Source organism: Massilia aurea (assembly GCF_014200505.1).
Taxonomy (GTDB): Bacteria; Pseudomonadota; Gammaproteobacteria; order Burkholderiales; family Burkholderiaceae_D; genus Telluria; species Telluria aurea_B.
In genome coordinates, this window is the sequence record NZ_JACHBX010000004.1 from 260,910 (window position 1) to 277,887 (window position 16,978).

Annotated in this window: 13 protein-coding genes and 1 pseudogene; 9 read left to right on the forward strand and 5 right to left on the reverse strand. The window is 66.1% G+C overall.

The features are described 5' to 3' along the window. The first annotated feature begins 5 nt into the window (after window positions 1-5). The gene (locus tag HD842_RS18240) at window positions 6-1,184 is read left to right on the forward strand and encodes a glycosyltransferase family 4 protein (protein WP_183556175.1); all 1,179 of its coding nucleotides are present in this window, start codon (window positions 6-8) and stop codon (window positions 1,182-1,184) included. Window positions 1,185-1,566: 382 nt separating this feature from the next. Here the strand turns inward: HD842_RS18240 and HD842_RS18245 are convergent, their stop codons facing one another. Beyond that, window positions 1,567-2,562 (reverse strand): response regulator, encoded by a 996-nt coding sequence (locus tag HD842_RS18245; protein ID WP_183556176.1) that lies wholly within the window; start codon window positions 2,560-2,562, stop codon window positions 1,567-1,569. Continuing rightward, entirely contained in the window at window positions 2,559-5,921 is a 3,363-nt protein-coding gene (locus tag HD842_RS18250; protein WP_183556177.1) for an MHYT domain-containing protein, read from the reverse strand. Before HD842_RS18250 ends, HD842_RS18245 begins: the two co-directional genes overlap by 4 nt. A gap of 253 nt (window positions 5,922-6,174) precedes the next feature. Here HD842_RS18250 and HD842_RS18255 point away from each other — a divergent pair, with 253 nt between their 5' ends. From HD842_RS18255 to HD842_RS18290, 8 genes are all read left to right on the forward strand, one after another. Next, entirely contained in the window at window positions 6,175-6,930 is a 756-nt protein-coding gene (locus HD842_RS18255; protein ID WP_183556178.1) for a substrate-binding periplasmic protein, read from the forward strand. A 114-nt stretch (window positions 6,931-7,044) separates the two neighbouring features. Then, window positions 7,045-7,269 carry an acyl carrier protein gene (locus tag HD842_RS18260; protein WP_183556179.1) on the forward strand — a complete coding sequence of 75 codons (225 nt, stop codon included), beginning with the start codon at window positions 7,045-7,047 and terminating at the stop codon, window positions 7,267-7,269. A 4-nt stretch (window positions 7,270-7,273) separates the two neighbouring features. Then, on the forward strand, window positions 7,274-8,311 hold the full coding sequence (locus tag HD842_RS18265; RefSeq protein WP_183556180.1) for a ketoacyl-ACP synthase III: 1,038 nt from the start codon (window positions 7,274-7,276) through the stop codon (window positions 8,309-8,311). Between the two features lie 7 nt (window positions 8,312-8,318). Beyond that, window positions 8,319-9,065 (forward strand): SDR family NAD(P)-dependent oxidoreductase, encoded by a 747-nt coding sequence (locus tag HD842_RS18270; protein WP_183556181.1) that lies wholly within the window; start codon window positions 8,319-8,321, stop codon window positions 9,063-9,065. After that, on the forward strand, window positions 9,062-9,814 hold the full coding sequence (locus HD842_RS18275) for an SDR family NAD(P)-dependent oxidoreductase (RefSeq protein WP_183556182.1): 753 nt from the start codon (window positions 9,062-9,064) through the stop codon (window positions 9,812-9,814). The genes HD842_RS18270 and HD842_RS18275 overlap by 4 nt, the downstream gene beginning before the upstream one ends. Continuing rightward, on the forward strand, window positions 9,805-10,452 hold the full coding sequence (locus HD842_RS18280) for a PglD-related sugar-binding protein (protein WP_183556183.1): 648 nt from the start codon (window positions 9,805-9,807) through the stop codon (window positions 10,450-10,452). Before HD842_RS18275 ends, HD842_RS18280 begins: the two co-directional genes overlap by 10 nt. Then, entirely contained in the window at window positions 10,452-11,600 is a 1,149-nt protein-coding gene (locus HD842_RS18285) for an aromatic ring-hydroxylating oxygenase subunit alpha (protein WP_183556184.1), read from the forward strand. The genes HD842_RS18280 and HD842_RS18285 overlap by 1 nt, the downstream gene beginning before the upstream one ends. Next, complete coding sequence (locus HD842_RS18290; protein ID WP_183556185.1) at window positions 11,590-12,240, forward strand: hypothetical protein; 651 nt, start codon at window positions 11,590-11,592, stop codon at window positions 12,238-12,240. The genes HD842_RS18285 and HD842_RS18290 overlap by 11 nt, the downstream gene beginning before the upstream one ends. Here HD842_RS18290 and HD842_RS18295 read toward each other — a convergent pair. The 3 genes and pseudogenes from HD842_RS18295 to HD842_RS24170 form a co-directional block, all read right to left on the reverse strand. Continuing rightward, complete coding sequence (locus HD842_RS18295; RefSeq protein ID WP_183556186.1) at window positions 12,237-13,421, reverse strand: FkbM family methyltransferase; 1,185 nt, start codon at window positions 13,419-13,421, stop codon at window positions 12,237-12,239. The two genes, HD842_RS18290 and HD842_RS18295, sit on opposite strands and share 4 nt — an antisense overlap. 18 nt (window positions 13,422-13,439) lie before the next feature. Continuing rightward, window positions 13,440-14,606 carry a DegT/DnrJ/EryC1/StrS family aminotransferase gene (locus tag HD842_RS24165; RefSeq protein WP_370660861.1) on the reverse strand — a complete coding sequence of 389 codons (1,167 nt, stop codon included), beginning with the start codon at window positions 14,604-14,606 and terminating at the stop codon, window positions 13,440-13,442. Between the two features lie 138 nt (window positions 14,607-14,744). Beyond that, a pseudogene (locus tag HD842_RS24170) lies at window positions 14,745-16,775 on the reverse strand (O-linked N-acetylglucosamine transferase, SPINDLY family protein); the annotation flags it as partial. Window positions 16,776-16,978 lie beyond the last annotated feature (203 nt).

The window sequence follows — 16,978 nt, forward strand, 5'->3', positions numbered from 1 at the left end:
TGATTATGCGCGTCCTTCATTTTTACAAGACCTACCACCCGGATTCGGTCGGCGGCGTCGAACAGGTGATCCGCCAGATGGCCGTGGGCACCGGGCGCCTTGGCGTGACCAATACCGTGCTGTCGCTGTCGCGTCACCAGAACCTCGCACCGTTCGAGTTCGAAGGCCATATGGTGCACCGGGTCCCGCTCAATGCCGAGATCGCGTCCAACGCCATCTCGATCCAGTCGATCGGCGCGCTGGCGCGCCTGGCGCGTGAAGCCGACGTTGTGCACTACCACTTCCCATGGCCGTTCATGGACCTGGCGCACTTCATGGCGCGCGTGAACAAGCCGACGGTGGTCACCTACCACTCCGACATCGTGCGCCAGCGCCACTTGCTGCGCCTGTACCAGCCGCTCAAGCACCGCTTCCTGCGCAGCGTCGACGCCATCGTCGCGACCTCGCCCAATTACCTGGGCTCGTCGACCGTGCTGGCGCGGTATCCGGACAAGACCAGCGTGATCCCGTTCGGCCTGGACCGCACCACCTACCCGCAGCCCGACCCCGATCGCATGGCGCACTGGCGCGAGCGGGTCGGCCCCAAGTTCTTCCTGTTCGTGGGCGTGCTGCGCTATTACAAGGGCCTGCACATCCTGCTCGAGGCGGCGGCTGGTACCGATTACCCGGTCGTCATCGTCGGCGCGGGACCGATCGAGCATGAGCTCAAGGAACAAGCCGCGCGCCTGGGCCTGAAGAACGTCCTGTTCGTCGGCGCAATCGACGAACCCGATAAAGCCGCGCTGCTGACGCTGTGCTACGCGGTCTCGTTCCCGTCGCACCTGCGCTCGGAAGCTTTCGGCATCTCGCTGCTCGAAGGCGCGATGTACGGCAAGCCCATGATCTCGAGCGAGATCGGCACCGGCACCACGTACATCAACATCGATGGCGACACGGGCCTGGTGGTCCCGCCATCAGACGCGCTGGCCTTGCGCGCCGCCATGCGTACGCTATGGGACAACCCCGAACTGGCACGCACGATGGGCCGCCGCGCCGCCGCACGCTTCGAAGAGCTGTTCACGTCCGAACAAATGGCCGCCAACTACACCGCGCTCTACCACGACCTGATCGCCCGCCGCGCCACCGGCTCAAGCACAGCAGCGCTTGAGCAAACGGAAGCAGGTTTGTCGCAGACAAAAGTCTGAGACGACGCATCGCAGACGAAAGTCTGAGACGACACATCACCCTGCGATCGGCAACGCCGATCGCATCCCAATCCCCGCCTGAGTCGCTGTCACCCCCACAAATCCATGCCCAAAAACCCTTGAAAAACAATTAGGGTCAGAGTCGAATTGTTTGACAACTTTGAGGAATTGCCCAATAAATCGACTCTGACCCTAATTAATTTTTGCCAGTTTGGCGTGTAATTTGATGCTCCGAATAAATTCAATTACAGCCGGCATCAGAAACGCCGCGCACCATCAAAAAAGCCCCCAAAACAATTAGGGTCAGAGTCGAATTGTTTGACAACTTTCGATAATTGCCCATTAAATCGACTCTGACCCTCATTGTTTTTTTGGGGAGGAGTTAGGGTTTTTCGGCCCAGCGGGTGCGGATTTCGCGGATGGCGGGGAGGCGGGTGGTGAAGAGGTCGACGAGCTGGGGGTCGAAGTGGCGGCCTTTCTGGTCGTGCAGGAAGGCGACTGCGTCTTCTTCGGTCCAGGCTTTCTTGTACGGTCGCAGCGAGGTCAGGGCATCGAAGACGTCGGCGATGGCCACGATGCGGCCCACCAGCGGGATCGCTTCGCCGGCCAGGCCGTTCGGGTAGCCGCTGCCATCGTATTTTTCGTGGTGCGTGAGCGCGATCTGGCGCGCCAGGGCCAGCATGCCGCTGGTGTGTTCGCCGATGATCTCGGCGCCGATCGTCACGTGGCTCTGCATGATCTTCCACTCGTCGGGGTCGAGCGGTCCCGGTTTTTGCAGGATGCGGTCCGGGATGCCGATCTTGCCCACGTCGTGCATCGGCGCCGCGTGCAGCAGGTCGTCCGCTTCCATCTCGTTCAGGCCGGCCGCGATGCCCAGGATGTGCGAAAAATGGCTCATGCGGATCACGTGCAGGCCGGTCTCGTTGTCCTTGTACTCGGCCGCCAGGCCCAGACGCTGGACGATTTCCAGGCGGCTCGCGCGCAGCGCTTCCATGCGCACCAGCGACAGGTGAGTGCGCACGCGCGCGCGCACGACCGGCGGGCTGACCGGCTTGGTGATGTAGTCGACGGCGCCGGCCTCGAAGCCTTCCACTTCGTCGGCGGTCTCGGTCAGGGCGGTCACGAAAATCACCGGCACCGACGCCGTGGCCGGATGGACTTTCAGCGCCGCGCACACTTCGTAGCCGGACATCCCCGGCATCATCACGTCCAGCAGGACCAGGTCGGGCTGCTCCTGGCGCGCCAGTTCGAGCGCGCGCGCGCCATCCTTGGCAAACAGCAGGCGGTAGTGGTCCTGCAGGATCTGGCGCAGCAGTTGCAGGTTGCTCGCTTCATCGTCGACGGCCAGGATCAGCGGTCGGGTATTCGGTTGGTTCATGCGGAAGGATCGTTGGTGGCGTCGCCAGGCGCGCCGTCAGAGGACTCGGCCCCCAGGATCGCCAGCACGGCTTCCAGGTGATCGAGGGCGAGATCGAAGTCGAAATCGGCGATGGCCGACTGCACCTGGACCACGCGGGTGATGGCCGGGTGGGCGGCCAGCGCCACGGCCAGGCTGGTCATGGCGCCGTCGTTCAGGGCGCCGCGGCGCAGCGCTTCGAGCAGCACGCCGCCGGCGCGCCGCGCGCGTGTCAGGTCGATGCCGGCGCCTGGCGTGGCCGGCGCTGGCGTGGCGGCGACATTGCCGATCGCGGCCAGCGCGGCCTCGAGCGCCTGTCCCGCCACGCCGAGCGCCTCGGCCGCGTGCCGCTCGTCGGTCGGCACTGCATTGGTCGCCTGTTCCAGCGTGGCCAGCGCGTCGGACAAGCGCTCCAGGCCGACGTTGGCGGCCGCGCCGCGCACCTTGTGCGCCAGCATGCGCAGTTGTACGTGATCGCCACCGGCGGCATGCAGGCGCATTGCGCCGTCCAGCTGCGCGTACTGGCGGCTGAAGTGATCGAGGGCTTCGGCGTAAGCGTCTTCGCGGTTGCTCCAGCGGTGCAGGCCGGCGCGCCGGTTGAGCACTTCGCGTGGCGCCGTCGGAATAGCGGCCGCTTCGACCGGCACGCCACCTTCGAGGCCGAGCACGCGCGCGATCTCGTGCGACAGGGCGAACCAGTCGACCGGCTTGCTGGCAAAGCCGTCCATGCCGGCGTCCACGCTGGCCTGGCGGTGCTCGGCCAGTACGCTGGCGGTCATCGCGATCACCGGCAGGCGCGCCGTGCCGTGACGCGCCTCGTGCGCGCGAATGGCGCGGGTCGCGTCCAGGCCATCCATCACCGGCATCTGGAAGTCCATCAGCGCCACGTCGTACTCGCCGCTGGTGGCCAGTTCGACGATCGCGCCGCCGTCGCGCGCGGCCGTCATCGTGTGTCCGCGGCGCGTCATCAACAGTTGCATCAGTTCGAGGTTCTGCGGCACGTCGTCGGCCACCAGCACGCGCAGCGGCGGCAGCACGGCGGCGCTGCGCACACGCGGCGCGTGATTGCAAAAGCGCGCCAGGATCAGCGGCACCCGCACGTGGAAGGTCGCGCCCTGGCCCGGCGTACTCTCGGCCCAGATCCGTCCGCCCATCAGCTCGACGAGCTGCTTGCTGATCGTGGTGCCCAACCCGGTGCCGCCGAAGCGGCGCGTCATCGACGCGTCGGCCTGCGTGAACGGATCGAAGATCGCGGCCAGGCGATCGGGCGCGATGCCGATGCCGGTGTCGATCACGGCGATGCACAGCTGGTCGACATCGGCGCTCACGGTCAGCGTCACGCCGCCGGTGGCGGTGAACTTGATCGCGTTGTCGAGCAGGTTGGTGAGCACCTGACGCATGCGCAGTTCGTCGCCGCGCAGGCCGGTGGGCAGCGCCGGGTCGTACTGGATATCCAGGTGCAGGCCCTTGGCGCGCGCATTGGCCGCCAGCGTCGACGACAGTTCATCGATCAGCGACAGCAGGTTGTAGTCGTTCTGTTCGAGTTCGACCGCGCCTTTTTCGAGCTTGGCCGTGTCGAGGATTTCATTGAGCAGTCGCAGCAGGGCGCGGCCCGCGCTGCGCACGGTGTCCAGGTGGCGGCGCTGCTCGACATTGAGTTCGCCATCGAGCAGCACGTCGGTAAAGCCCAGGATCGAATTCATCGGCGTGCGGATTTCGTGGCTCATATTCGCCACGAAGGTCGCGCGGGCGGCCGCAGCCTGCTCGGCCTTCTCCTTGGCGCAGCGCAGCGCTTCTTCCATCTCGCGCCGCTCGGTGATATCGAGGATGACGCCGTCGAGGTACTGCAGGTTGCCTGCGTCGTCGTGCACACCGGTGCCGTTTTCCCAGAGCCAGCGCACGCTGCCATCGGCATGCAGCAGGCGGTATTCGACCAGGTACGGCCGGTGCTCGCGCATCGCGGCGCTGGTTTCCTTGCCCACCCGCAGGCGGTCCTCGGCGTGGATCATCGCGCCGAACACGCGGCGCGGCGGGCTGCCCAGGAAGTCGCGCGCCGGGTAACCGGTGACGCGTTCGACCGCATCGCTGATGAAGATCATCGGCCATTCTTCATTGAGCGCGCTGCGGTACGAGATGCCGGGAATATTGCCGATCAATGAGCGGAACTGCTGCTCGCTGGCCTGCAGCGCGCTTTCCATCGCGCGCCGCTCGCTGATGTCGGTGACGAAGCAGACGAACAGGTCCTGCTCGCGCAGCCGCGCATGGCCGATCGCGCCCCGTACCGGGACTTCGTGGCCATCCTTGTGCAGGCACCAGGTCTCGGTGCTGGTGTTGATGCCTTCCAGACTACCGCGCGCCAGCACGGTCAGCACGTTGAAGTTGGCGGCGCGACCGCGCTCGGTGAGCAGCAGCGCGATGCTGCGCCCGACGATCTCGTCCCGGCGCCAGCCGAAGATACGCTCGGCCGATGCATTGAATTCAGTGATGATGCCGTCGCGCCCGACCGTGATCACGCCGTCGACCGTGGTGGTGAGCAGGGCGCGCATCCAGGCTTCGCTGCGCGAGAGGTCCTGGAACATCTGGCGATAGCGCAGCAGGCCGTTCACGCCCAGCACCGCCACCGACAGGGCCACCGTGGTCACCGTGATCGACAGCGCCAGAAAGCCGCTGTTGGTATCGGCCGCGCCGCCCGGATCGACGGTGCCCGAGAAGCGCGCAGCGGCCATGCCGGTGTAGTGCATGCCGGCGATCGCGCAGCCCATCACGCAGGCCGACAGCAGCAGGCGGCGCGATTCGGACACCGACTGGAAGCGCGACAGGCCGTGGCGCACGCTCAGGGCCAGCGTGGCCAGGATCACGGCCACCAGGATCGAGACCGCGAACGTGAACGGGTCGTAGTGCAGCGACAGGCGCATGCGCATGCCGTCCATGCCGGCGTAGTGCATCGCGCCGATGCCGGCGCCAACCAGCACGCCGCCCACCAGCAAATGCGACAATCGCAGTTCGGGACGCGAGATCAGGCTCAGCGCCACCCACGACGCGCCAATGCTGGGCAGCGCCGACAGCAGCGTCGTCCAGTGGTCGTAATGCACCGGCGTGCACAGGTCGAAGGCAAGCATGCCGATGAAGTGCATCGCCCACACCCCGGCGCCGAGCGCCAGGCTGCCCGTGCCAAGCGCGATGGCGCGGTGCGACGGATGGGCGCTGGCCTGGCCGGTCACCTGCAACCCCATCCACGACGAGAAGATCGCCACCAGCAGCGACAGCACCACCAGGGTGGGGTCGTACATCCCGTACGTCAGCAGGGATGGATCTTCAGGAACGGCAAACGATGGCAGCATAGTGAAGGCAGAGTTGTACTAAAGTAAAAAAAACTTCCATGGAGCATTAATTCAGAGTATCGCATTTTCCGAATTTACTGTGTTGGCGTACGTGAGATTGCTGGACGAATTGTTGTGTTCTGTAGCGTCCAAGCGACCATCTCAGGCTGTTCATTGCGTAAAAATCATGCTCGCTGGTATGCTGGGGGCGCAGTCAACAACTTCCCGTCGCCCTTGTGCGCCGTGCCCGTGGCGGTCATCCCAAGAGAATCAAATGCGATTTAGGCAACTCTGCATTGGCCTTGTCATCCTGTCGGGCAGCCTGTCGTCAACGACGCGGGCAGCGCCGCCAGCCGCGCCTTACCTGTCGATCACCACCGAAAGCTCGGCGCCGTCGAGCATGCTCGAGGACGGGCGCGTGGTCGGCATTGCCACCGACAAGATCCGGGTTGTCATGGAACGCGCCGGGGTCACCCATGACATCACGCTGCTGCCCTGGAAGCGCGCGTACGCGGCTGCACTGCAGCAGGCCAACGGCTGCGTGTACTCCGCCACCCGCACGCCCGAACGGGAAGCCTTGTTCAAATGGGTCGGGCCGACTGACGAGGCGCAGTGGGTCCTGATGGGCCGCGTCGACCGGGCCTGGCGCATCACGAACCTGGAAGATGCACGCGGCCTGCGCATTGGCACCTATGCCGGCGACGCGCGTGACACCTATCTGCGTAGCCGGGGCCATGTCGTCGATACGTCGCCCCATGACATGCTCAATCCGCCCAAGCTCCTGCAGGGCCGCATCGACCTGTGGGCCGCCAGCTGGCGCGCGGGCAGTGACGTGCTGGTCAGGAATGGCTGGGACAAGCAGATCGTGCCGGTGTTCGTGTTCAACCGCGTCGCCGTCTACCTGGCCTGCAATCTGGCGGTGCCCGACGCGCTGGTCAAGCGCCTGAATGCGGAGTTTGAAACGATCGAGCGCGACGGCACGGCACGCGCCATTGAGCGGCGCTACGAGCGGCGTGCCAGTTCACGGTGACAGGGCCTTTCGTTTTGATTTATAGTGCGTCATGATTGTCGTCAATCAAGCGAAATTGTCTTTCACAACGCTGTTGACGCTACTTTTGCAGGTACACGATTTCACTAGGCAGCAATGGACACACTCGAGCAATTCGTCGAAAAATTCAAGAACGCGGTCGACTTCCAGGATGATGTGCACCTGACCGGCGACACCAATCTCAAGACGCTGGCCGAATGGGATTCGCTGGCGGCGCTGGGCGTAATCATCATGTTCGACATGGAGTACGACAAGGCCATCACCGGCAAGGACCTGGTCGGGTGCCAGCTCGTGAGCGACGTCTACAAACTGATCGGCTGATCTCATGGCCCAGGCGACCATCCGCAATGTCCGTTACGCCGGCATGGCGTCCTGCGTGCCACGGCGTGTCCTGTCCAACCTGCACGACTGCCCGCCGCAGATCAGGAGCGCGCGCGAACGGGTGGTGCGCAATATCGGCATCGAGACGCGCCGCATCTGCCCCGAATGGCAAACCTTTTCGGACCTGGCCTTCGATGCCACTGAGCGCCTGCTGGCCGAGCTGCAGTGGAACAAGGACGAGATCGACGCGCTGATCGTCATCACCCAGTCGCCCGATTACCTGATTCCTGCCACTGCGATCATCCTGCAGGACCGTCTGGGCCTCAAGCCCGGCACGATCGCCTTCGACATCAACCTGGGCTGTTCGGCCTACGCCTTTGGCCTGCACGTACTGGGTGCGATGATGGCCTCGGGCGGCATCAAGAAGGCGCTGCTGCTGGTGGGCGACAGGGCCGCCACCGTGGTCGAGCCGCTGTTCTCCGATGCGGGCACCGCCACCGCGCTCGAATACGATCCGGCTGCGCCGCCGATGTACTTCGACCTCAATAGCGACGGCAGCGGCTACCGCGCCATCATGCTGCCGGCGGGCGGGCATCGCGAACCGATCGGCCTGCAGCACCTGGTGCCCTACAAGGACGAAGACGGGATCCTGCGCAGTCCGGCCGCGCTGGTGCTCGACGGCCCGGCGGTGCTGAGTTTCTCGACCCAGCGCGTGCCGCCCGCCGTGCGCGATCTGCTGGCGTATGCCGAATGCCCGATCGAGGCTGTCGACTACTTCATCTTCCACCAGGCCAACCGGATGATCAACGACACCATCCGCAAGAAGCTTGGCCTGCCGGTCGAGAAGGTGCCATCGACGCTGCACGACTTCGGCAATACCAGCGGGGCCTCGATCCCCGTGACGATGACGGCGCGCATCCGCGACGCACTCCAGAGCGGCAAGCACAAGGTGTTGATGTCGGGCTTTGGCATCGGCCTGTCGTGGGGCAGCTGCATCGTCGACATCGACCGCGCGGTGTTCCCGGCGCTGGTCGAATCGTGAGTCGATCATGAATGCATCGCCGTTCAGCCTTGCGGGCCGGACGATCCTGATCACCGGCGCATCGTCGGGCATCGGCGAAGCCACGGCCCGCCTGTGCGCAGCCATGGGCGCGCGCATTCTCGCCTGCGGCCGTGATCCCGAGCGCCTGGCGAATGTCGTTGCCGGCCTGGCCGGCGCAGGCCACCAGACCATCATCGGCGACCTGACCGATCCGGCCGCGCGCCAGGCGCTCGTCGATGCCGCGCCCGGCCTGGACGGCTGCGTGTTCAGCGCCGGCGCCGCGCAGCTCGCGCCGATGCGCATGGTGACCCAGCGCCACCTCGATCAGCTGTTTGCCGTGAACTACGACGCGCCCGTGCTGCTCACGCAAGCCTTGCTGGCCAGGCGCAAGGTCGCCGCCAATGCGTCGCTCGTGTACGTGACGGCGGTGGCCGAACACGTCGCGCCGCACGCCACCGGCATTTATTCCGGCGCCAAGGCAGCGCTGACTGCCACCGTGCGCACGATCGCGGTCGAACACGCGAAGCAGGGCGTGCGCGCCAACTGCGTCTCGCCCGGCTACGTCGCCACGCCGATGCTCGACGGCTTGCAAAACGTCATGAGCACGGACGACAAGGCAGCCCTTGCACCGCTGGGCATGATCGAACCGGGCGACGTGGCCGGCGCCATCGCCTGGCTGCTGGCGCCGGCCAGCCGCTGGGTATCACGAACTTCCCTGGTCATCGACTCGGGCCTGACCCTGCACGTGCGATGAACGACGACACCCTGTTCCAGCATCCATTCCACCTGCGCGGCAAGACCGTGCTGGTCACCGGCGCGTCGAGCGGCATCGGGCGCGCCGTCGCCGTCGAATGCGCCCGCGCCGGCGCGCGCGTCATCATCAACGGCCGCGATTCGGCGCGACTTGGCGATACGTTTGCCTTGCTCGAAGCAGGACTCGAGCACGTGGCGTGCGTGGCCGACCTGACCGATCCGCCCCAGATGGCGCGGTTGGTGGCCGCATGCGGCGAGCTCGATGGCGTGGTGCATGCGGCCGGCGTGCATGGCGTGACGCCACTGCGCATGCTGCGCCAGAGTTTCATGCAGACGGTGCTCGACGCGAATTTTCTCGCGCCGCTGATGCTCACCCAGCAGCTGCTGGCCAAAAAGACGCTGCGCAACGGTGCCTCGCTGGTGTTCATGTCGTCGATTGCGGCGCACACCGGCACCGTCGGTGTGGGCCCGTATTCGGCATCCAAGGCGGCGCTCGAAGGCATGATCCGGCCGCTGGCGCTGGAAATCGCACCGCGCGCGATGCGCGCCAACGCCATCGCGCCCGGTCTGGTCGATACGCCGCTCGTGAACGACGACCGCGCCTGGCTCGACGACAAGGCCAAGATGTACCCACTGGGCCTGGGCAAGCCCGAAGACGTCGCCTACGCCGCCATCTACCTGCTGGCCGATATCAGCCGCAAGGTGACAGGCACGCAGCTGCACCTGGATGGAGGCATCCCATGGACGTGACGCCGCGCCCGAAGGACGCATTGATCATCAGCGCCGGCGGCTTTGGCCGCAGCGTCTACAACATCATGCAAAGCGATATTGCCAATGGCGTCGACTGGGCCGTCACCGGCTTTCTCGACAACCGCGGCGACCTGGCGGCCAGCACGCCGCTGCCAGTGCTGGGCGACCCGCTGACCTGGCAGGCGAGCCCGCACGAAGAATTCCTGTGCGCGCTGGGCGAGCCCGCCCAGCGCCGCCGTTTCGCCGCGCCGCTGCTTGCGCAGGGTGCGACCTTCATGAGCCTGTGCACCGGCCTGCACAAGGCGATCGGCGTCGAGATGGGCGCCGGCTGCCTGTTCGAGCCCGAGGTGCGCATGGGCGTGGACACGCGCCTGGGCGACTTCGTGTTCGTCCAGTCGACCAGCGTGATCGGCTACGAAGTGCAGATCGGCGACTACACGACGATCGGCAGTTTCGTGTTCGTGGGCGGCGGCGCGCGGATCGGCAGCGACGTGATCATCCACCCGCATGCGACCATCCTGCCGCGCGTGACGGTGGGCGATGGCGCGATCATCGGCGCCGGCGCCGTCGTCATGGCCGACGTGCCGCCGGGCGTGACGATGATCGGCAATCCGGCCAAGATCTTCAGGTTCAAGTAATGCGCTCACGCATGCCGCCACAGGCGTACATCGACGAGGCCTGGTTCGCGCGCGAACGCGAACTGCTGTTCAAGCCGTTGTGGCAGTTCGTGGGTTTGAAGGTCATGCTGGACAAGCACAACGCGTTCATCACGCGCACGCTGTTTGGCATCCCGGTCGTGGTCCAGAACTTTCATGGCGAGTTACGCGCATTCGAAAACATCTGCCCGCATCGCCAAAATCCGATCCAGGTCCAGCCGCATGGCGTGCGGCCGCTGTTTTGCGGCTACCACGGCTGGAGCTTCGACCGTGAAGGCGCCACGCGCATCCCGCACGAGGACGCGCTGTACCGCTTTCCGCAGGAAGAGCGGGCCTGCATCCACCTGCGCCGCTTTGCGCTGGAAGTCGTTGGCAACCTGGTGTTCGTGTGCCTGGCCGAAACGCCCCTGCCGATCAGGCAGCAGTTCGGCGCGGCGATGCTTGCCTCGCTGACGGCGTCGTCGCTGGCCTACGACAGCGAAGTGATCATGACGACCTACGAGGGCCACTTCAACTGGAAGCTGGCCTATGAAAACCTGCGCGACGGCCACCACCCGCGCTACCTGCATGCGCGCTCGCTGTACCAAGACGTCAAGTTCGAGGCCAGCATCAGCGAAGAGGGCGTGGCGGGCCTGCGCCGCCTGCAGGAAGCCGGCATTGCCGACCGCACCCGCGCGCTGGGCCTGATGCGCAGCTTCAGCGGCGGCGGGCGCGATGCGCCAATGGCGGCGCCCCCGGACGAGCCGTACCACGCCCACGTCGAGCGCTACCGCGACCAGGACTGGTACTACAACTGGCTGGCGTTCCCGAACCTGCACATCGCGTCGGCGAATGGCGGCCACGCCTTCATCATCGAGCACCATATTCCCGTCGCCGCCGGGCGCACCGACCTGGTGGTGTACTACCTGACGGCGAAGAAGAAGCAGCCGTACGCGTCGTCGGCTGCCGTTTTGCATGCGCACATGATGGGCGCCGATGTCGTCATGCGCGAAGATATCGCGGTGATGGAACAGATCCAGCGCACGCTGCACCCGGGCGCGCGCTCGCCCCATCTGGGCGACTACGAATTCATCAACGCCAGCCTGGAACTCTGGTACCTGGACCTGATGGAGGGGAAATTTGCCTTGTAAGCACGTGATCGGTCATGGGCCGGAACTGGCGCGGGCACTGGCGGCGTGGCGTTCGGTTGCGTTGTCGTCGGTACCCGCGGCGGTGCTGGAGCTGCGGCCGCTGGAACTCGACCCGGCAGCCAGCCAGGCGGCGCTGGCGGCAGCGCTGGACGGCCTCGAAGGGCTCGACGACGAGGGCGCCAGCGCCTTCGTCGCGCTCGACGCACGCTTCCTGAACGGCATGCGCCTGGACCTGATGGCAAGCCTGCGGTTGCGCGGCATCGCCATGCCGGCGCTGGTCGAACCGGGCGCCCTGGTGGCCGCTGGTGTGCGGATGGACGACAACTGCTGGATCGGCGCTGGCGCGATCATCCAGCATGGCAGCCGGATTGGTTTCAACACCGTGATCGGCGCCGGCGCCATCGTCGGCAGCGGCGTCACGGTCGGCCACTCGGCCTGGATCGACGAGGGCGTGGTGATCGGGCGCGGTGCGCGCATCGGCGCCCAGGTCACGCTCGGCCTGGGCGTGATCGTCGGTCATGGCCGCCAGATCGGCAAGCTGTGCATCGTCGACAAGGCGGGGCGCATCGAGCAGGACATCGCCGCCAAGACGTTCCTCCATGCGACCCACGCCCAGCCGATCGTGATCATCGGCGCCTAACTGAAGTCCTGGCGGTCCGAGAACAGCAGCTGCGTGTCGTACAGGCTCGATGAGTAGTGGCGCAGCGCCACATGCTGGTAGCGGGTGATGTCGTCCATCGTGGCCAGCAGCGCCGGGATATCCTTCGCATAGTGGTAGGCCGAGATGGTCATGTCCGGCTTGCAGGCGGCGATCGTGCGCGCGCCGCCCTTGAGAACTTGTGCTTCCCAGCCTTCGACATCGATCTTCATGACCGTGGCTTCGTCGACGACGCTGTCGACGGTCATGATCTTCATCGTGGTCTTGATGCCCCCGCCGGCGAAGTTGCTGCCGAAACGGTTGTCCGGGTTTTCGTAGAAATCGACTTCGCCATCTTCTGCGCCCAGCCCGGCGAAATACGGGTGCACGTCAGGCAGGTGCGCAGCCAGGTTGCGCAGCGCCGCGAAGTTGGTGGCGTCGGGCTCGAACGCATGCACCGCGCGGTACTGGCCGCGCGCGATATGGAAGAAGTGGGATACCGTGTCGCCGTGCGCCGCGCCGGCATCGATGAAAATGTCGTCCGTGCCAACCTTCAGCCCGGCCTGGGTGGAAAAGCTGTTCATGAATTCACCGAGCGGGAAGGCCGCCTCGATCAGCGGACGGCGATCGAGCGTCAGGAACGCGCGCAGGCGCGCCAGCAGCGTGGTGCGCGACCAGTCGTCGCTGAACCGCCCGGCCAGCGCGATGAAGTGGGCCAGGTTGGCCACCACGTGCTCGCGCTCCTCGCGTACGGTCTGGTAGGTGTGGACGTTATCCAGCTGGTGCATCGCGTACAGGCAGTCGCGCACCGGCACGCCCTGCGCCGCGATCTTCGCGCCGACCTGCTTGCCGGTGAGGTTGTCGTTGAAATCGATGACGACGATGCGTTTGCTGGCCGCGCGCGCGACCAGGTCGGCGATCTCGATGAACCCCCAGTTGACCCTCAGCGGCAATTGCTGCGCGATGCGGGTGCGCTTTTCGGGCGAGACCGAGAACACGGCGATGCCGGCAAAATTGGCCAGCGATCTGGCGATGGTGTTGGCGCGCAGCGCAAAGCTGCCGGTATGGTCGCCCAGGAAGTAGACCTCGTCGAACGCATGCAGATCGTCGAAGGCGGTATCGGCGTGGCTGGAGAGCGCGTTGAAGTCGGCAAGCGTCGCATGGCGAAATGGCTGGATGGTCATGGGGTGTCCTGTGGTTCGTCAGGATGAAGCGAGCAGGCCGACGATGCGCTCGACGTCCTGCGCGGCGAGGGCTGGATAAATGGGAAGGCAGATGACCTGATGTGCGATCACGTTGGCGTGGGGCAGATTCGCGGGCGCCGCAGACGGGATGGCACGGTACATCGGAAAGTGGCTGATCAGGGGGTAGAAATACCGGCGCGCGTGGATGCCTGCGTCGTGCAGCTTCTGGTGCAGCGCATCGCGGCTGAGAGGGTAGTTGTCGCGCACCAGCACCGCGAAGTAGCTGTTGTTGGCCTCGTCGCCCAGGTCGGGCATCGGATCGATGCCGGGAACTGCTGCCAGCAGGCGTCGATAGTGCGCGGCGATCTGGCGGCGCCCTGCGAGCGCGGCGTCGATGCCGCGCAGTTGCAGCAGGCCGAAGGCGGCGCTGACCTCGTTCATCTTGCCGTTGATGCCGGCCGCCACGACCGTCTGCTCGTCCTGGATGCCGAAGTTCTTGAGCAGGTCGATGTGGCGCTTGGTGGCAGCGTCGTGGCAGATGATCGCGCCGCCCTCGAAGGTATTGAATACCTTGGTCGCATGAAAACTCAGGACCGACAGGTCACCGTGGCGCAGGATGCTGGCGCCATTCTGGCGCACGCCAAACGCATGGGCCGCGTCGTAGATGACCTTCAGGCCGTGCTTGCGGGCGATGCGCTCGATCGCCGCCACGTCGCACGGGATGCCGTAGCAGTGCACCGGCATGATGGCCGTGGTGCGCGGCGTGATCGCCGCTTCGATGCGGGCCGGATCGAGGTTGAACGTGACGGGGTCGATGTCGGCAAAGACCGGCTGCAGGCCGTTCCACAGCAGCGCGTGGCTGGTGGCGACGAACGAATACGGCGTGGTGATCACCTCGCCCTCGATGCCCAGCGCCTGCAAGGCCGTCATCAGGGCCAGCGTGCCATTGGCGAACAGCGAGATATGCGCGACGCCCAGGTACTCGCACAGTGCCGCCTCGAGCTGCTGGTGGAACTGGCCGCCATTGGTCAGGAATTTGCTCTCCCAGATCTGCTCGAGGTAGGGGATGAAATCGTCCAGCGGCGGCAGGTGGGGCTGGGTGACGCGGATCAGGGTTGCGGCCGGCACCGGCACATTCTCCGGTTGCGCATTCAGCGTCTGAGGCGGCTTGCGCTTCGGCGGCATCGGCACGTCGAAGCTGGTGGCCGGCTCGCCTGCGCACCAGCGCCGCCAGATCAGCCGCAGCGCGTGCTCGACGCTGTCGGCGATCCGGTTCATGGGGCCGGACGTGGTGGGCGGGAAACGGTCGCGCATGCCGGCGCGCAGCGCGGCCAGTGCGGGCAGGTCGCTGCACGCGGCCGCGCCCTGTGCGGCAAAGGCGGCGGCGTCGTGCGCGATGAACTGCGGCAGCGCATTGTGTTCGAGGATGCAGGCCGTCTGGCGGCCGGCAGCGGTCTCGCCCGCGAGCGTCAGCGTTGGCACGCCCATCCACATCGCGTGCAGCGTCGTCGTGCCGCCCGAGTACGGGAAGGTATCGAGGCAGATGTCGACCTCGTTGTGCAGGGCCAGGTAGTCGTGCATGCCGGTACGGCCATGAAAGCGCAGGCGCTCCGGCGCGATGCCTTCTTCGGCGAACCATGGCAGCAGGCTTTCGTGGCCGTGATCGGGCAGGCCGGCCACGAGCAGCTGCGCAGCAGGTACGGCGCGCAGCAGGCCGGCCCAGGCGGCGACCACGTCGCGGCTGATCTTGCTGAGGCGATTGAAGCTGCCGAACGTCATGTAACCATTGGCCAGCGCCGGGGGCGCGACGACATCGGGCGCGCCAGCGGCCGGCTGGAACGGCGCCGAGACCGGCAGGCGCAGGAGTTTTTCGGTGAACAGGTGGTCGTACTGGCCGGGCGGCAGGATGAAGCGGTCGGTCAGGTAGTAATCCATCGCTGCCAGCCCCGTGGTGCCCGGGTAGCCGATCCAGGTGGCCTGCAGCGGCGCCGGCTTGCGCGCGAACACGGGCAGCCGGTTGTGGGCCGTGTGGCCAGCCAGGTCGATCAGGATATCGATGCCATCGGCGACGATCTGCGCGTCCAGCGCGCTGTCGTCCAGGCCCGCCACGTCGTGCCACTGCGCCATGTGGCCGCGCAGGCGCGCCGTGACCACATCGTGCACCGGATAGTTGTAATAGGCGTATAGCGCCAGGCCGGGCCGGCCCGCCAGGCGCGCCAGCAGCGGTTCGATGAATGCGGCCACCGCATGGTTGCGCAGGTCGCCCGAGACGAGGCCGACGCGCAGGGGGCGCTCGGGGTCCGGCGTGTTGTCCCAGGTGGTGCGCGACGCGCCGATGCGCGCTTCGAGCTGCTGCCCGAACGCGCGGTGCGCAGCAAACAGGGCATCGGGACCGATGCTGCTCACCTGGCTCATGCAGAACAGCATATTGCTGTGCGCATCGGTGTTGTGCGGATCACGTGCCAGCACGCTGCGGTAAGCCTCTACCGCTTCGAGGGCGCGGCTCTGGTGCTGCAGGATCATCGCAAGGGTATTACCGGCCTGCGCATGCGCTGGATCGAGCGCGAGCGCGGTGCTGGCGCTGGCATGGGCTTCGTTGAGGCGCCCAGCGTCGAGCAGCGTGAGCGCCATGTGGTTGTGGGCGTGGGCATCGTCGGCCCGCAGTGCGACGGCGCGTTCGAGCACGGCCTGCGCGTCGGCCAGCCGGCCTGCGCCCCGCAGCAGCAAGCCCAGGTTGCTCAGCGCCTCGGCGTCGTCCGGCGCGTACTGCACGGCGACTTCCATCGACTCGAGCGCCTGCTGCAGATTGCCCTGCAAGTGGTGGATGCCGCCCAGCAGCTTGTAGCCGAATGGATGCTGTGGAAACTGCTCGGTCAGAAACTGCGCCGCATAGCCGGCTTCGTCCAGGCGCCCGGATGCGAACAGCGCGGTGGCGGCGTCGATGGTGTCGGGGTCTGGCGTGCCGGTCGTCGCCAGTTGCTGTTCGAACGCATCGACCTCTGGCCCGGCCAGGCCATGGCTGCGCCCCAGGGCGATCAAGTCGGTCGCCGTGGCGAACTGGCGCGCGGCGATCAGCGCCTCGATGTAGGCGAGCCAGTAGCGGCCTTCGTCCGTGGCGCCCTGCAGGGCCTCGGTCAGGTGCGGGATCGCGGTGGCCAGGTCGCCTGCGTGGCGCGCCAGCATGCCAAGGCCAAAGTGGGCATCGGGATAGCCGGGAGCAAGGTCGAGCACGGCGCGGTACAGCGCCTCGGCCTGCGCCGGCTGACCGGCGGCGGTTTCATGTGCGGCGGCCTGCAATGCTTCATCGACGATGTGCCGGACCGCGTCGCTGAGGGGAGTGTGCTGTTGTTCCATGGATGCGAGCGGCGGCCTTTGCGTATCGGGAGAGCGTACAGGAAGTACGGATATGACGACCGGCGCGGGGTAGTAGAGAGCGCAGGCAGGATTGTTCTACAGCATCATTCGACACAATAGATCATGGGCTTGCCAGGGTCAAGAATCGGCCACGTGCCGCTACTGCTGGAGCGCAGCTTGTACACATGATAAGCTGGTTCATT

Coding starts and splice junctions, on each gene's coding strand:
- HD842_RS18280 (WP_183556183.1), top strand. CDS start 9,805: ATGGACGTGACGCCGCGCCCGAAGGACGCATTGATCATCAGCGCCGGC.
- HD842_RS18255 (WP_183556178.1), top strand. CDS start 6,175: ATGCGATTTAGGCAACTCTGCATTGGCCTTGTCATCCTGTCGGGCAGC.
- HD842_RS18250 (WP_183556177.1), bottom strand. CDS start 5,921: ATGCTGCCATCGTTTGCCGTTCCTGAAGATCCATCCCTGCTGACGTAC.
- HD842_RS18270 (WP_183556181.1), top strand. CDS start 8,319: ATGAATGCATCGCCGTTCAGCCTTGCGGGCCGGACGATCCTGATCACC.
- HD842_RS18295 (WP_183556186.1), bottom strand. CDS start 13,421: ATGACCATCCAGCCATTTCGCCATGCGACGCTTGCCGACTTCAACGCG.
- HD842_RS18285 (WP_183556184.1), top strand. CDS start 10,452: ATGCGCTCACGCATGCCGCCACAGGCGTACATCGACGAGGCCTGGTTC.
- HD842_RS24165 (WP_370660861.1), bottom strand. CDS start 14,606: ATGCCGCCGAAGCGCAAGCCGCCTCAGACGCTGAATGCGCAACCGGAG.
- HD842_RS18260 (WP_183556179.1), top strand. CDS start 7,045: ATGGACACACTCGAGCAATTCGTCGAAAAATTCAAGAACGCGGTCGAC.
- HD842_RS18275 (WP_183556182.1), top strand. CDS start 9,062: ATGAACGACGACACCCTGTTCCAGCATCCATTCCACCTGCGCGGCAAG.
- HD842_RS18245 (WP_183556176.1), bottom strand. CDS start 2,562: ATGAACCAACCGAATACCCGACCGCTGATCCTGGCCGTCGACGATGAA.
- HD842_RS18265 (WP_183556180.1), top strand. CDS start 7,274: ATGGCCCAGGCGACCATCCGCAATGTCCGTTACGCCGGCATGGCGTCC.
- HD842_RS18240 (WP_183556175.1), top strand. CDS start 6: ATGCGCGTCCTTCATTTTTACAAGACCTACCACCCGGATTCGGTCGGC.